The organism is Bradyrhizobium tropiciagri, from assembly GCF_018130505.1.
Classification (GTDB): Bacteria; Pseudomonadota; Alphaproteobacteria; order Rhizobiales; family Xanthobacteraceae; genus Bradyrhizobium; species Bradyrhizobium tropiciagri_B.
In genome coordinates this window covers 460,627-474,881 of sequence record NZ_JAFCKH010000004.1, presented here as the reverse complement: position 1 = coordinate 474,881, position 14,255 = coordinate 460,627, and the positions used below count along the sequence as shown (strand labels likewise).

Sequence of the window (14,255 nt, the reverse complement as noted above, 5' to 3'; positions counted from 1 at the left end):
TCGTCGTCGATCAGCGGATCGGCGGCGCGTACTGGATTCCGCCCTTGCTCCAGAGATTGTTGAGGCCACGCGCGATCTGCAGTTTCGAACCGGCGCCGACATTGCGGTCATACATCTCGCCGTAATTGCCGACCGCCTTGATGATCCGCGAGAACCAGTCCCTGGTCAGGCCGAGCTGCTCACCGAGATTGCCGTCGGTGCCGAAAGCGCGCTTCAGGTCCGGCTTGTCGGATTTCGCCATCTCGTCGACGTTCTTCTGGTTGACGCCGAGCTCCTCGGCATTGATCTGGGCGAACAGCACCCATTTGACGATGTCGAACCACTGGTCGTCGCCGTGGCGGACCATCGGGCCGAGCGGCTCCTTGGAGATCACCTCGGGCAGCACGACATGGTCGGCGGGGTTGGCGAGCTTGAGGCGCTGGGCGTAGAGCTGGGAGACGTCTGAGGTGAACACGTCGCAGCGGCCGGTCTCGTAGGCCTTCACGGTCTCGTCGGCGCCGGCGAACGCGATCACCTCATACTTCATGTTGTTGCCCTTGAAGTAGTCGGCGAGGTTCTGCTCGGTGGTGGTGCCGGTCTGCACGCAGACCGAGGCGCTGTTCAGTTCCAGCGCCGAGTTCACCTTCAGCGACTTCTTCACCAGGAACCCCTGCCCGTCGTAATAGGTCACGCCGGTGAAGTTGGCGCCGAGCGAGGTGTCGCGCGACAGCGTCCAGGTGGTGTTGCGCGACAGCACGTCGATCTCGCCGGACTGCAGTGCGGTGAAGCGGTCCTTGGCCGACAGCGGCACGAACTTGACCTTGGTCGGATCGTCGAAGATCGCGGCTGCGATGCCGCGGCAGAGATCGACGTCGATCCCGGTCCAGTTGCCCTTGTCATCCGGCGTCGAGAAGCCCGGCAGGCCTCCGCTGACGCCGCAGGACAGCTGGCCCCGCTCCTTGACCGTCTTGAGGGTTTGCGCCGAGGCGGCCTGAGCCGACAGGGCAGCGACAGCGGCAAGTGTGAAAACCAGGGAAACGCGTTTCATGGGCGGGCCTTTCAGGGTCGTCCGGTGGTGGACGTTTGCGTGCGATCGCCTCGCGTTCACGGGCCAGCCCAATGGATCCCCTGCGGCAGATAGGACTGATCCGGCGGGCAATTTGGACGTGCACGGCGGCCAGGCAACGGATCGCAGGTCGCGGCAAGCCCCTCAACGTGCGGCGACTGGTAGTTGCGGCGCATCACATAGCGACTGGCGAGCCGGGTCAAGGGGTTGACGCGGCTCTTCCGCGTCCTGTTAGTAACAGCTCCCGGCCGCGATCCTCCCGACGCGTGACGGCTGTGGCAAAAAGTCTAATGGCGACGACCTCATGACCTCCTCCGACGGCTCCGCCCCCACCCACCCGCAACATCCAGCAACTCGCCTCGTCACGACCGGGCGCGACACCAAGGCGCAGAAGGGTTTTGTCAATCCGCCGGTATTCCACGGCTCGACCGTGCTCTACCCGACCGCGGAGGACCTGCATGCCCACCGCGCCGACTTTACCTATGGCCGGCATGGCACCCCGACCACGCGGGCGCTGCAGGACGTGCTGATGGCGCTGGAGGGGCCGCAATGCGCCGGCGTCGGCCTCGCCCCGTCAGGGCTTGCCGCGATCTCGACCACGCTGCTCGCGGTGCTGAAGGCCGGCGACCATCTGCTGGTCTGCGACAACGCCTACCGGCCGACGCGCAATTTCTGCAACGGCATGCTCCAGCGCCTCGGCGTCGAGACCAGCTATTTCGATCCCATGATCGGCGGCGGCATCGCGGCGCTGTTCAAGCCGAACACCCGCGCGGTGCTGGTCGAGGCGCCGGGCTCGCAATCGTTCGAAATGCCCGACATCCGCGCGATCGCGGACGCGGCGCATGCCCACGGCGCACTCGTGATCGACGACAACACCTGGGCGACGCCACTGTATCACCGTTCGCTGGAGCAAGGCGTCGACATCAGCATGCAGGCCGGCACCAAATATATCGGCGGCCATTCCGATATCATGTTCGGCACCATCTCGGCGAATGCCAAGGCCTGGCCGCTGGTCAGCGAGGCGATCCGCCTGCTCGGCGTCTGCGCCGGACCCGACGATGTCTATCTCGCGCTGCGCGGCGTACGCACCCTGTCGGTGCGGCTTGCGCAGCATCACCACTCCGGTCTCGAAATGGCGCGCTGGCTCGCAGCGCGGCCCGAGGTCGCGCGCGTGCTGCACCCTGGCCTCGAGACCGATCCGGGCCACGCGATCTGGAAGCGCGACTTCACCGGCGCCTCCGGCCTGTTCAGCATCGTGCTGAAGCCCGCGCCGCAGAGCGCCGTCGATACGATGCTCAATACGCTCACGCTGTTCGGCATGGGCTTTTCCTGGGGCGGCTTCGAGAGCCTCGCAATCCCGTTCGACTGCAGCGAGTATCGCACCGCGACCGCCTGGGCGCCTGGCGGGCCGACGCTGCGGCTGCATATCGGGCTCGAGAATCTCGACGACCTCAAAGCCGATCTCGATCGCGGCTTCGCGGCGCTGAAGGCCGCACTCTGATCTGCGCGCGCGTTAGACGAAATTAACCACGAGCGATCTGCTTACGCGCGTTGTCGAGCGCGATGGCGTTGCGCGTGTCGCCTGAGCGACCTCCGGGATTCTGCGGAGATGCGGCCGCGAGAATAACCAGCCGTTCACCATCCCCACCAATCCCTTAATCGTCAGCGTCTGCTGGCAAGTTCCCTTATACTTTTGCGGCCGTAGTCATGCTCACGGGAAGGGCTGTCGTGCCGCAAGGTCGCGACTGCCCGGTGTAAGGGCATTCAGTCAGTCGCATGAAGACGGCACGCATCGTGGTCCTCGCCATTGCCGGCGTCGCAGGCCTCGCGGCCACCTACCTCGCGAGCATTGGCGAACAGAAACCGGTGGCCGTCGCGCCGCCGGTCGTCCAGTTGCCGACGGCCGAGGTGCTGGTGGCCAAGACCGATATCGGCCTCGGCCAGGCGGTCAAACAAGAAGATCTGCAATGGCAGCGCTGGCCGGCCGAGACCGCCAGCACCGCGTTCCTGCGCCACGACACCAATCCCGATGCGATGAAGGACGTGATCGGCTCGATCGCGCGCTTCCCCTTCATCGTCGGCGAACCGATCCGCGAGCAGAAGCTGGTGAAGGCCAATGGCAGCGGCTTCATGGCCGCGATCCTGCCCTCCGGCATGCGCGCGATCTCCACCGAAATTTCGCCGGAGACCGGCGCCGGCGGCTTCATCCTGCCCGGCGACCGCGTCGACGTGATCTTCTCCAGGCGCGAGAAGAATCCCGACAAGGTTGGCGCCGACGTCGTCTCCACCGAAGTCCTGCTGTCCAACGTCCGCGTGCTCGCGATCGACCAGGCGCCGAAGGAGAAGGACGGCAGCAACTCGCTGGTCGGCAAGACCGTGACGCTCGAGCTCAAGCCCGAGCAGGCCGAGACGCTCGCGCGCGCCCGGCAGGGCGGCGTCGTCACGCTCGCGCTGCGCAGCATCGTCGACGTCAACGAGAAGCCGGACGAGACCTCGAACAGCGACCATGCCCCGAAGCGGGGCGAGAGCATCAGGGTGGTGCGCTACGGCGTGCCCAGCTCTCAGACGACACAGAAGTGATGGGGACTTCGACATGACATCCGGTGCCAAACAATACATGAAGCGGACCGCGCTGGTCCGCGCCCTGCCCTTCACGGCCGTCGCCGTGCTGCTGGCGCTGCCGATGCTGGCGCCGGCGATCGCCGCCGACACCGACAAGAATGCCGATGTCGCGGTGACCGGCGGGCTGCCGGTCAAGACCCGCTTCCTCTCGCTCGGCGTCGGCAAGTCCGTCGTGGTCGACCTGCCGCGCGAAGCCAAGGACGTCCTCGTCGCCGATCCCAAGATCGCCAACGCCGTGATCCGCTCGGCGCAGCGCGCCTACATCATTGGTGCTGCGGTCGGCCAGACCAACGTCGTGTTCTTCGATGCCGACGGCCAGCAGGTCGGCTCCTACGACATCGCGATCAAGCGCGACCTCAACGGCATGCGCGCGGCGCTGAAGCAGATGCTGCCGGGCGTCAACATCGAGGGCGTCGGCGACAGCGTGGTGCTGACCGGTACGGTGGCGAGCCCGGTCGAGGCCCAGCAGGCCGGCGACGTCGCCGCCAAGCTGGTCGGCAGCGCCGACAAGGTCGTCAACTCGATCGTGGTGCGCGGCCGCGACCAGGTGATGCTCAAGGTCACCGTCGCCGAGGTGCGGCGCGACGTCATCAAGCAGCTCGGCGTCGATCTCAGCGCCAGCATGAACTTCGGCACCGCCGCCGTGGTCTTCAACAACAGCAACCCGTTCACCGCGAACAGCGGCCCGCTGGTCGCCAACCAGCTGACCGGTGCGGCGATCAACAAGCTGGGCCAGGCGTCGGTGACCGCGACCTTGCGCGCGATGGAGAGCGCCGGCGTGGTGCGCACGCTGGCCGAGCCCAATCTCACCGCGATCTCCGGCGAGTCCGCGACCTTCGTGTCGGGCGGCGAGTTTCCGATCCCGACCGGCGTGACCTGCCAGACCTCGAGCACCGGCACGATCGGCAATTGCGTGCAGACCGTCAGCTTCAAGAAATTCGGCATCTCGCTCAACTTCACGCCGGTGGTGCTGTCCGAAGGACGCATCAGCCTGAAGGTGATGACGGAAGTGTCTGAGGTCTCGACCGAGAACGCACTGACCGGCGGCGCCGGCGGCACCACGATCCCCTCGATCAAGACCCGCCGCGCCGACACCACGCTGGAAGTTCCGTCCGGCGGCTCGGTCGCGATGGCCGGCCTGATCCAGCAGCAGACCAAGCAGGCGATCAACGGCATGCCCGGCGTCGATCAGATCCCGGTGCTCGGCCAGCTGTTCCGCAGCCAGGACTTCGTCAACAACGAGACCGAGCTGATGGTCATCGTGACGCCCTATGTGGTGCGCGCGGTCGCGCAGAAGGAGCTGTCGCGTCCCGATGACGGGTTTGCGCCGGCCTCCGACGCCCAGTCGGCGCTGCTCGGCCGCATCAATCGCATCTACGGCATCGCCGCCCGCGCCGAACCGGTCGGGGCCACGCCGGCCAATTTCGGCTTCATCATCGACTGACGTCGCGCTCAGCCTGGGGGATCGAACGATGACACGCACCACAAGAACGGCCGGTGCCGGCGCCCTCCTCGCCGCGGCGATCGCGCTCGGCGGCTGCAACCTGACTGGCGACGTCACGACCGGCACGCTGCCGCCGGACAATTACCGCCAGCGCCATCCGATCGCGATCACCGAGGGCGAGCAGTCGATCGTCGTGTTCGTCGGCCGCAGCCGCGGCAACCTGACCGAGACGCAACGCGACGACGTGATGGGTCTCGCCCGCAGCTGGCGCCGCGAAGGCACCGGCGCGATCGCGATCGACGTTCCCGTCGACACGCCGAACGCACGTTCCGCGCAGGCGGTCTATCAGGAGATCCGCGGCCTGCTCACATCGATGGGCGTGCCCGCGCATGCCATCACCAAGCGGGCCTACCCGAGCGACGATCCGCGCGCGCTCGCCACCATCCGTCTCAGCTATCCGAAGATGGCGGCGGTCGCCGGCCCGTGCGGGCTGTGGCCGGCCGATCTCGGGCCGTCGATCTACAATCCCAACTACAACGAGAACAAGCAGTTCGACAATTTCGGCTGCGCCACCCAGCGCAACCTCGCCGCGATGGTCGTCAATCCGTCCGACCTCGAGCAGCCGCGCACCGAGACCGCGGCCTACACGCCGCGCCGCACCGTGGCGTTCGACCGCTACCGCAAGGGCGAGCCGACCACGACCACCTATCCGGAAACCGACAAAGCCAAGCTGAGCGACGCCGCGAAATGACCGCCCCACAGCAAGACGAGCCCTCGCACGCCGACGACTACATCGCGCCGGCGCCGCGAATCTCCGTGCAGGCGTTCTGCGCCACCGTCGCGACCGCGACCTCGGCGCGCGCCGCCGCCGAGGACCGCCGGCTCGCCAAGGCCCATCTCTCGGTCCACATGGGCGGCATCGTCGCGGCGATCGACGCCTACCACAAGGCGCCGACGCCCAACGTCATCATGCTGGAGACCGAGCCCGACCAGGACTTCCTGGCCGGTCTCGACGAACTCGCGACCGTCTGCGATCCCGGCACCCGCGTCGTCGTGCTCGGCAGCGCCGGCGATGTCGCGCCCTATCGCGAACTGGTGCGCCGCGGCGTCAACGACTACGTCGTCGGGCCCTTCAAGGTGCTCGACATCGTGCGCACGATCTGCAGCCTGTTCTCGGCTTCCGACGAGGCTTCGGTCGGACGCATCATCGCCGTCACCGGCGCCAAGGGCGGCGTCGGCGCTTCCAGCGTCGCCCACAACGTCGCCTGGACGATCGCGCGCGACCTCGCGCTCGATTCCGTCGTGATCGACCTCGACCTCGCCTTCGGCACCGCCGGCCTCGACTACAACCAGGACCCCGTGCAGGGCATTGCCAACGCGGTGTTCTCGCCGGAGCGGCCGGACACCGCCTATATGGAACGCCTGCTCGCCAAATGCAGCGACCATCTCAGCCTGCTGGCGGCGCCCGCCACGCTCGATCAGGTCTATGATTTCGGCGCCGATGCGTTCGACGCCATCTTCGACACCATGCGCATGACCACGTCCTGCATCGTGCTCGACGTCCCGCATCAATGGAGCGCCTGGACCAAGCGCACGCTGATCGGCGCCGACGACATCCTGATCGTCGCCGAGCCCGACCTCGCCAACCTGCGCAACGCCAAGAACATGCTGAACACGCTGAAGTCCGCGCGACCCAACGACCGGCCGCCGCTGTACTGCCTGAACCAGGTCGGCATGCCGAAGCGCCCGGAGATCGAGGTCAAGGAATTCGCCAAGACCATCGAGAGCCAGCCGATCGCAACCATTCCGTTCGACTGCCGGCTGTTCGGCGAGGCCGCCAACAACGGCCAGATGATCGCCGAAGTGTCCGCGCGTCACCGCACCAGCCGGACCTTCCTGCAGATCGCGCAGCGCCTGACCGGCCGTCCCGATCTCGCCGAGCAGCGCGAATCGTTCCTGTCGCCGATCCTCAGGAAATTGCAGCCGCGCCGCAGGGCCGCCGGATAGGCATCGCCGGCATCCTGAGTGCTGTTGAATCGTCTGCGACGACGGGACTAAGCCCGGCCTGTGCGAGACACCATCCTCGGCGTCGTCCCGGCGAAGGCCGGGACCCATAACCACCGAAGGTTATTGTTGGCGCAATGCTGGGGCCACAGTTCGTTTCAACAACGTGACCCTGTGGTTATTGGTCCCGGCCTTCGCCGGGACGACGCGCGGGGAGATGTTGCCAAAATCGAAAAAGCGGATGACGTCAGTCGCGGCGGCTCGACGCGACCGGAATCTTGTCGGCGTCGCGGCTCGCTTCCTTGCGCGCCAATAGGCGCTTCAGCGCCGTGACATTGGCGGCGCCCTGGTCCGGCGGCAGGTCCGCCTTCACGATGGTCTCGGCCTCGGACTGGCGGCCTTGCAGGCCCACCACCATGGCAAGGTTGGTGCGCACCCGCGCATCGCCGGGCGCGCGCTTCTGGGCCCGCCGCAGCGTCTCCTCGGCCATCGGCAGGTCCTTGGCGAGCAGATAGGACAGGCCGAGATTGGACAGCACCGACGGCTCGTCCGGCACGATCTTCAGCGCGCTGGAATAGTACTGACGGGCCTCCTCGTGGCGATCCATCTGGTCGAGCACGGCGCCCTGCGCCGACAGGATGCGCCAGTCCGGATCTTCGGGCGTATGCGCGCGGCCGAGCACGTCGAAGGCCTGCTGGAAATTGCCGTTGTCGGCGAGCGCGCGGCCGTAGCCGGCCAGCAGCGCCTTGTTGCCGGGCTGGGCCAGCACCGCCTGCTCGAGCACCGCGACCGCCTGCGCGCGCTGGCCGGTGGCGCGGAGCGCCCGGGCGTATTTCAGCGCGGCGTCGGCGTCCTTGGGGTTGGCGCGGACGCGCTCGTGGTAGCTCTCGATATCTCGCCGTGGGTCCGCCGAGGCCTGCGCGGTCTCCGCCGGCTCGCCCAGCGACCCAGTGATGTCTGGACCCGAGGTCTGGCAGGCCGACAGCCCGATCAGCAGGATCGCGGCAGATACCGTGCCCGCAAGACGGCTCACGCGGCCAGGCGCTCGGAATGATTTCTGAAGCATCAACGGGACTCGGAACAGCGAAGGTTCCGGGATGCTCACAGTTTAACCCTAAGGTCGGGTTAAGGCTGGCGCCATGCCGCCGTCATACCAACGGCGGACATTCCGCAGGGCCCGCGGCAAAGCCGGTCGAGCCCGCCACTATCTCGGGATCAATCGACGAACTGGGCGCCGAACTCGTGCCCGATGCGCCAGGCCAGGCGGCACTGACGGGGACTGCCGCTCGAGAAGATGATGGTAAATTCCGGGGGAATCTCGAGATATTCGGCGATTACCTTGACACCGCCGGACGAGATATCGGTGATCATGCAATCCCGCGGAAGCGAGCCCGTTCCGATCTGAATCTTGGCAACACTCCGGCACACCCGACGTTCGCTCTTGCGGCGATTCACAAACATCCTGATCCCCAAGCCCTTGCTGGACAAATTGACGTCCATCCTTGATAGCGGGGAAAGATTGGAAACTGCCTAGCGGAACGTCGCGCAATTGAGCGGTTGTCTTGCAGGTTCGTTTACCGCACCCGCCCTCCACAGCCAGGTTCCATGAGAACAAATAGGGGTTGATCGGCGGTCGATTGGCAATAAGTTCGCCCCCTTCGACTCGAATTGGGCTGGAAAGCAAAGCAAGCATGGGAAGTATCGTTCTGCTCGATCTGATGGGGGGCGTCGCGCTCCTGCTGTGGGGCCTGCACATGGTCCACAGCGGAATTCTGCGCGCGTTCGGGCCCGACCTGCGGCTCGTGCTGGCGAGGGCACTGAGCAACCGGTTCAGCGCCTTTGCCGCCGGTCTCGGCCTGACCGCCCTGCTCCAGAGCTCGACCGCGACCGCCCTGCTGACCTCCTCCTTTGCCGCCGAAGGGCTCGTCAGCCTGGTGCCGGCGCTGGCGATCATGCTCGGCGCCAATGTCGGCACCACCCTGATCGTGCAGGTGCTGTCGTTCAACGTCGCGGCGGTCGCGCCGGTGCTGTTCATCGTCGGCCTGGTCGCATTCCGCAGCGGGCCGCGCTCGAAGGTCAAGGATCTCGGCCGCGTCTCGATCGGCCTCGGCCTGATGCTGCTGGCGCTGCACATCCTGCTCGACACCATGGCCCCGGCCGAGAACGCGCCCGGCGTGCGCGTCTTCCTGAACGCGATCACCGGCGATCCCGTGCTGTGCATCTTCATCGGCGCGGTCGTCACCTGGCTGGTGCATTCCAGCGTCGCCAGCGTGCTGCTGGTGATGTCGCTGGCCTATTCGCAGTTCATCTCGCCCTATGCGGCGTTCGCGCTGGTGCTCGGCGCCAATCTCGGCAGCGCCATCAATCCGCTGATGGAGGGCACGCGCCGCGACAATCCGGCGAGCTACCGCCTGCCGGTCGGCAACCTCGTCAACCGCGTCGTCGGCGTGCTGTTGGTGGCGCCGTTCCTGCGCCCGATCACCGAGCAGCTCTACGCCTGGCAGCCCGACCTCGCCAAGGCGACGGCCCTGTTCCATATCGCCTTCAACGTCGCGACCGCGCTGCTGTTCATCGGCGTGCTCGACGCCATGGCGCGCCTGCTCGAGCGGGTGCTGCCGCGGCGCGCGCAGGAGACCGATCCGTCCCGGCCGCGCTATCTCGACGAGGCCGCGCTGGAGACGCCGTCGCTGGCGCTCGCCGATGCCGCGCGCGAGGTGCTCTACATGGGCGATCATGTCGAGGCCATGCTGCGCAAGGTGATGGCGGCGATGATGACCAACGACCGCGCGCTGGTCGACCAGGTGTCGCGGATGGACAACACCGTCGACAGCCTCAACGAGGCGATCAAGCTCTATGTGATCAAGCTCACCCGCGGCAGCCTCGACGAGCGCGAAGGCCGGCGCGCCATGGAGATCGTCGCCTTCGCGATCAACCTCGAGCATGTCGGCGACATCATCGACAAGAATCTGAGCGAGCTCGCGAACAAGAAGATCAAGCGGCGCCTGGAATTCTCCCACGAAGGCGCCGAGGAATTGTCCGCCTTCCACAAGCGGACCATCGCTTCGCTGCGGATGGCATTCGGCGTGTTCATGTCCGGCGAAGCCGGCGAGGCGCGCAAGCTGCTGGCCGAGAAGGCGGCGCTGCGCAGCGCCGAGTTGGCCGCGACCGAGCGCCACCTCGAGCGGCTGCGCGAGGGTCGTTCCGAGACCATCGAGACCACCTCGCTGCATCTCGATGTGCTGCGCGACCTCCGCCGCATCCACTCGCATATCTGCTCGGTGGCCTATCCCGTGCTCGACGCTACAGGCGATCTGGCGGCCATCCGGGAAGCTGCCGCGGCCGCGGAACTTCCGGCGCCGGCAGCGGGTGGATCATAAAAACTGGAGCCAACGACCCGAAACACCCTGTGGTTGCCGTCATAGACACGTTACACGCCGCGCGCTATGAACAAGAGACAGCGCAGGGGCTCGGACAATGCCGGCTTGGGGAAACAAGGATGTCGTCCTGTACCACGGGACCGATGATCTCGCAGTCGGCGCACAGCTTCACGGCCCGGGTTCACCCTTGCCTCTGGCGGTCAACCTCGCCCTTTGCCGCAGCTTTACGGATTTCGGACAGGGCTTCTACTGCACCACCTCCATTCACCAGGCCCAGCAATGGGCAAACGCTCGCCTCCTTCGTATGCTCGCTCCCACTGGACCCGCGCCGTGCGCAATAGTGCTGGAGTTCAAGCTGAGCCGGGATTGGCTGGCCTCGCTGGATATGCTGGCATTCGTGCGGCCGATCAACGATTTTTGGGACCTCGTGGACGATTGCCGTAACGGCTTTGCTCCGCATCAGCGATCGGTTCCCCACAATGTGTGCTATGATGTGGTCTGCGGACCCGTGACGATCTGGCCACAGCGTCTCGTGATCCAGGACTGCGATCAGTTCAGCTTTCACACACAGCGGGCGGTGCGAGGCCTGAAAACTCCGGTTGTCCATTCGAAGGGCTCGCCCGCCAACGGCGGCAAGTTCTGATCGCGGGCGATTGGCTCGAGGAGGTCTCATGATCGAGAACACGAAATCAGCCGAAGGCGAATACAAAATACTCGAGCGCGGCGACGCTCTGCCCGAAGACTTCAAGAACGAGTACTGGGAACAAGTGAAACGCATTTTGAGAGAGGTGTTCGATTCAAAACCCTCCGCTGCGGATGACCTTCGCAAGGACGTGAACGCGGCGTCGCCCGATACTCAAACTGCATTCTATCATGCTGATCCGTTCGAGGTGGCGGCCGACCTGATGGGGCGCCGGGGCAAGCCGATTACGCCGGACGAGAAGCAGCGCTATCTCAAGATAAAGAACTTGCCGAAGCCACCCGGCAACGACGATCTCAACATAAGCCGCCCGGAAGACAAGCCCTAGAGCGGCCTCGTCGCGATCGCATCGATGGCACCAATCATCGCCGCGCTTTGCTGCCACGTCAAAATGGCCGCCCCCATATTCGACGCTCCCGGCATGTACGGCAAATCGGCCGGAAGCACATCGAGCTCGGTGAAGGTGTGTTGCGTGCCATCTGGCTTCGCCAGCACGATCCGCGGCGGCGCGTCGGAAATGCTCATGAAGTATTTGAGATTTTGCCGAGGCGCGAACACGCCGCTGGCACGCGTCGCGATCTCAGGGTCGCGACCGGGTGCTTGCTCGATAAATTGAATCGCGAGCGTAACGGTGTCTTCGATCGCGTCGGTCGTCCGGTCCAGCAGCTTGATGCTGTCGGCGACGAACAATCTTGCAATGTTGTCCTTGCGCCAGACACGTCTGGCTTCGCTGCGCCGGGAGTTGAACAGCGCGAGATCCGGCATGATCGATGCGGCGGCGGCGCGAAGGTCCGCGGTGCGATATGCGATCAACCGCAAATACGCCGCCGGGTCCGGTCTGGCGAGGGTGGATGTGATTTCCCACGGTTTCCAGAATGGAGGAAGCGACGGTGTGGTCGCTTGCTCATAGATGAGACCGGACAGTTCGGCAGCCAGCCGGTTGAACAGCCATAGTTCCGGATCGCCGAACGCAGGAGCCCTCGACTCCGCGGCGGCCACCGCTTCCCTCAGGTTGCGGAACGCGACGCGGAACAGGCCCATCAGCCGCAGCTGCCGCTCCCGGGCCGCCTCCCGCTGAGCTTGCGATCCGCCGTGCGCAGCCAGCCAGGAGTCCATTTCCGAAAGCAGCCGGAGGAAGATCGTCTCGAGCGCGCTTTCCGCGGCGACAGCCCGCTTGATGAGATCGCGCCGTATTTCGTCGACGGCCTTTTGCTGGTCCGCGGACGGGTTTTGCGTGCCGGCGACGCGGGCGTTCAGGATCTCGCGTTCGCGGCCGACCGCCTTGAATTCGGCGACCACCTTGTTGAATTCCTGGACCAGCGCCTGGTCGAATTCCGCGCGCTTCTTGCGCATGTCCCAGCCCGCGGACAATCTAAGCCCGATTGTCCACGCCAGCAGCGTGCCGATGATGGCGGCCACGAGCCCTGTGATCGCGCCCGGCAGCGCCTCGACCATCAGCTGATCGAACGATTTCCCCGCAGACGGCGTCATGGTGACGGTGACGGCGGGCGGGACGGTGGAGACGATCGGAGTCGGGGTCGCAGACGGTGTTGGCGTCGGCGTGGGGGTCGCGATGCTGGGCGTCGCGGGCCCCGCGCCTTGCGGCGATGGGGTCGGCTGTTGAGCGAGGGCAACAGGCAGCGTCGTCAAGCAAACTGCGAATACGCACGCAGCTCGTTGGCAAAACGGCAAAATATGCGTCGCGGCGTTGCGTGGTGCTTCCGAATATCTACGCGTCAAATGGTTCGTCATGCCGCCCGCCCCAACCGCTGCGACAAACGACTATAATCGACCCAACTTCAGGTTGTCCATCCGCATGGCACGCCCGGCCCTAAAGTCTTTCTCGCCGGTACGCCGTCGCACGATGCGCCGGCATGAGGGCCTCAGCGATCGAGCGTCTTCGACGCGCTGCCGCGGTTCTTCACGATCAGCATGATATTGCGGATGTAGATCAGGGTGGCGAGGCCCTGCCCGACGATGATCACCGGCTCGCGCTTGGCGAAACCATAGATCAGCGTCATCAGGCCGCCGCCCATCGAAAAGAACCAGAACGCCATCGGCACCACGCTCTGGCCGGCGCGTTCGCTCGAGATCCACTGCACCAGGAAGCGCGCGGTGAAGAACAATTGCGCGATCAGGCCGAACGCCAGCCAGAAATCGAACTTGGCGACGAACACCTCGTAGAGATAGGCGCTCAGCGCCTGCCCGTATTGAATCAGCATCAATTCACCTTGGTCACATCAGGCACTTCAGCCGACGCGCGGCACTTGAGTGACGTCAGTCACTTCAGGGACGTCGGCCACTTCAGTGGCGACCGGCGTCGGCTTCTTGCGGCGGATCAGCCACCACACGCCGGCGAGATCCATGATTCCGATCCAGAGCCGGTCGAAGAAGCCGTAGTTCGACACGCCGGCATGACGCGGGCGGTCGATGACGTCGACATAGGCGATCTCAAAACCCTCGCGGCGGACCAGCGCGGGCAGGAAACGATGCAGCCCGTCGAAATAGGGCATCGACAGGAAGACCTCGCGCGGAAACGCCTTCAATCCGCAACCGGTGTCGCGGGTGCCGTCGCGCAGGATCACGCCGCGCACCGCATTGGCGATGCGCGACTGCATCTTCTTGAAACCGGTATCCTTGCGCCCGACCCGCTGGCCGGCGGCGAGGCCGACGCGGCCGTTGCCGCTTTCCACCGCGGATATCAGGTTCGGCAGGAACGCCGGATTATTCTGGCCGTCACCGTCGAGCGTCGCCACGATCGCGCCGCGCGCGGCGCGCACGCCGCTGCGCACCGCCGCCGACTGGCCGGTCGACACGGCGTGCCGGAGCTGCCGGAGATTGGGCAACCGCGCCATTATAGCTGCGAGCCGGTCGGCGGTGGCGTCGGTCGAGCCGTCGTTGACGTAGATGATCTCATAGGCCCAACGGCTGTCGAGCGCCGCCGCGATCTCGGCGATCAGCGGCGCGATATTGTCCGCCTCGTTGCGCACGGGCACAACGATGGAAACGGCGACCGGCGTTGGGTCGGAAGCAGACAAATCGACACTCATGGTTGGTTAAAGG

Annotated in this window: 14 protein-coding genes; 8 read left to right on the top strand and 6 right to left on the bottom strand. The window is 65.7% G+C overall.

Annotated features, from left to right (window positions below; genetic code table 11):
- Positions 1-10 precede the first annotated feature (10 nt).
- Positions 11-1,027 carry an amino acid ABC transporter substrate-binding protein gene (locus JQ633_RS13055; protein ID WP_211985416.1) on the bottom strand — a complete coding sequence of 339 codons (1,017 nt, stop codon included), beginning with the start codon at positions 1,025-1,027 and terminating at the stop codon, positions 11-13.
- A gap of 322 nt (positions 1,028-1,349) precedes the next feature.
- Between JQ633_RS13055 and metC the strand changes: the two genes are divergently transcribed.
- The 5 genes from metC to JQ633_RS13030 all read left to right on the top strand — a co-directional run bounded on the left by metC (position 1,350) and on the right by JQ633_RS13030 (position 7,118).
- Complete coding sequence (gene metC, locus JQ633_RS13050; protein ID WP_211985415.1) at positions 1,350-2,546, top strand: cystathionine beta-lyase; 1,197 nt, start codon at positions 1,350-1,352, stop codon at positions 2,544-2,546.
- 275 nt (positions 2,547-2,821) lie between these two features.
- Positions 2,822-3,625: a Flp pilus assembly protein CpaB gene (cpaB, locus tag JQ633_RS13045; protein ID WP_211985414.1), complete on the top strand. Its 804-nt coding sequence runs from the start codon at positions 2,822-2,824 to the stop codon at positions 3,623-3,625.
- Between the two features lie 37 nt (positions 3,626-3,662).
- Entirely contained in the window at positions 3,663-5,111 is a 1,449-nt protein-coding gene (locus JQ633_RS13040) for a type II and III secretion system protein family protein (protein WP_249159295.1), read from the top strand.
- A 28-nt stretch (positions 5,112-5,139) separates the two neighbouring features.
- Positions 5,140-5,862: a CpaD family pilus assembly protein gene (locus tag JQ633_RS13035; protein WP_211985412.1), complete on the top strand. Its 723-nt coding sequence runs from the start codon at positions 5,140-5,142 to the stop codon at positions 5,860-5,862.
- On the top strand, positions 5,859-7,118 hold the full coding sequence (locus JQ633_RS13030) for an AAA family ATPase (RefSeq protein WP_211985411.1): 1,260 nt from the start codon (positions 5,859-5,861) through the stop codon (positions 7,116-7,118). The genes JQ633_RS13035 and JQ633_RS13030 overlap by 4 nt, the downstream gene beginning before the upstream one ends.
- Positions 7,119-7,362: 244 nt before the next feature.
- On the opposite strand, the gene JQ633_RS13025 is transcribed toward JQ633_RS13030, so the two are convergent.
- Both JQ633_RS13025 and JQ633_RS35520 read right to left on the bottom strand, forming a co-directional pair.
- On the bottom strand, positions 7,363-8,181 hold the full coding sequence (locus tag JQ633_RS13025) for a tetratricopeptide repeat protein (RefSeq protein ID WP_211985410.1): 819 nt from the start codon (positions 8,179-8,181) through the stop codon (positions 7,363-7,365).
- Positions 8,182-8,330: 149 nt separating this feature from the next.
- The gene (locus JQ633_RS35520; RefSeq protein WP_211985557.1) at positions 8,331-8,576 is read right to left on the bottom strand and encodes a PilZ domain-containing protein; all 246 of its coding nucleotides are present in this window, start codon (positions 8,574-8,576) and stop codon (positions 8,331-8,333) included.
- A 230-nt stretch (positions 8,577-8,806) separates the two neighbouring features.
- Between JQ633_RS35520 and JQ633_RS13015 the strand changes: the two genes are divergently transcribed.
- From JQ633_RS13015 to JQ633_RS13005, 3 genes are all read left to right on the top strand, one after another.
- A complete protein-coding gene (locus tag JQ633_RS13015; RefSeq protein WP_211985409.1) occupies positions 8,807-10,492 on the top strand; it encodes a Na/Pi cotransporter family protein in 1,686 nt (561 codons plus the stop codon).
- A 97-nt stretch (positions 10,493-10,589) separates the two neighbouring features.
- Positions 10,590-11,135, top strand: a complete 546-nt coding sequence (locus JQ633_RS13010; protein ID WP_211985408.1) for a DUF3990 domain-containing protein — start codon at positions 10,590-10,592, stop codon at positions 11,133-11,135.
- 28 nt (positions 11,136-11,163) lie between these two features.
- Positions 11,164-11,520, top strand: a complete 357-nt coding sequence (locus tag JQ633_RS13005; protein ID WP_211985407.1) for a hypothetical protein — start codon at positions 11,164-11,166, stop codon at positions 11,518-11,520.
- On the opposite strand, the gene JQ633_RS13000 is transcribed toward JQ633_RS13005, so the two are convergent.
- The 3 genes from JQ633_RS13000 to JQ633_RS12990 all read right to left on the bottom strand — a co-directional run bounded on the left by JQ633_RS13000 (position 11,517) and on the right by JQ633_RS12990 (position 14,242).
- Entirely contained in the window at positions 11,517-12,842 is a 1,326-nt protein-coding gene (locus JQ633_RS13000; RefSeq protein WP_211985406.1) for a hypothetical protein, read from the bottom strand. The genes JQ633_RS13005 and JQ633_RS13000 overlap by 4 nt on opposite strands.
- A gap of 233 nt (positions 12,843-13,075) precedes the next feature.
- Complete coding sequence (locus tag JQ633_RS12995; RefSeq protein ID WP_211985405.1) at positions 13,076-13,414, bottom strand: lipid-A-disaccharide synthase N-terminal domain-containing protein; 339 nt, start codon at positions 13,412-13,414, stop codon at positions 13,076-13,078.
- A 27-nt stretch (positions 13,415-13,441) separates the two neighbouring features.
- Positions 13,442-14,242, bottom strand: a complete 801-nt coding sequence (locus JQ633_RS12990) for a glycosyltransferase family 2 protein (RefSeq protein WP_211985404.1) — start codon at positions 14,240-14,242, stop codon at positions 13,442-13,444.
- Positions 14,243-14,255 lie beyond the last annotated feature (13 nt).

What these genes read in the sequence shown, in the direction of transcription:
- JQ633_RS13015 (WP_211985409.1), top strand. Translation starts at nt 8,807, where the DNA reads ATGGGAAGTATCGTTCTGCTCGATCTGATGGGGGGCGTCGCGCTCCTG.
- JQ633_RS35520 (WP_211985557.1), bottom strand. Translation starts at nt 8,576, where the DNA reads ATGTTTGTGAATCGCCGCAAGAGCGAACGTCGGGTGTGCCGGAGTGTT.
- cpaB (WP_211985414.1), top strand. Translation starts at nt 2,822, where the DNA reads ATGAAGACGGCACGCATCGTGGTCCTCGCCATTGCCGGCGTCGCAGGC.
- JQ633_RS13025 (WP_211985410.1), bottom strand. Translation starts at nt 8,181, where the DNA reads ATGCTTCAGAAATCATTCCGAGCGCCTGGCCGCGTGAGCCGTCTTGCG.
- metC (WP_211985415.1), top strand. Translation starts at nt 1,350, where the DNA reads ATGACCTCCTCCGACGGCTCCGCCCCCACCCACCCGCAACATCCAGCA.
- JQ633_RS13055 (WP_211985416.1), bottom strand. Translation starts at nt 1,027, where the DNA reads ATGAAACGCGTTTCCCTGGTTTTCACACTTGCCGCTGTCGCTGCCCTG.
- JQ633_RS13005 (WP_211985407.1), top strand. Translation starts at nt 11,164, where the DNA reads ATGATCGAGAACACGAAATCAGCCGAAGGCGAATACAAAATACTCGAG.
- JQ633_RS13030 (WP_211985411.1), top strand. Translation starts at nt 5,859, where the DNA reads ATGACCGCCCCACAGCAAGACGAGCCCTCGCACGCCGACGACTACATC.
- JQ633_RS13010 (WP_211985408.1), top strand. Translation starts at nt 10,590, where the DNA reads ATGCCGGCTTGGGGAAACAAGGATGTCGTCCTGTACCACGGGACCGAT.
- JQ633_RS13035 (WP_211985412.1), top strand. Translation starts at nt 5,140, where the DNA reads ATGACACGCACCACAAGAACGGCCGGTGCCGGCGCCCTCCTCGCCGCG.
- JQ633_RS12990 (WP_211985404.1), bottom strand. Translation starts at nt 14,242, where the DNA reads ATGAGTGTCGATTTGTCTGCTTCCGACCCAACGCCGGTCGCCGTTTCC.
- JQ633_RS13040 (WP_249159295.1), top strand. Translation starts at nt 3,663, where the DNA reads ATGAAGCGGACCGCGCTGGTCCGCGCCCTGCCCTTCACGGCCGTCGCC.
- JQ633_RS12995 (WP_211985405.1), bottom strand. Translation starts at nt 13,414, where the DNA reads ATGCTGATTCAATACGGGCAGGCGCTGAGCGCCTATCTCTACGAGGTG.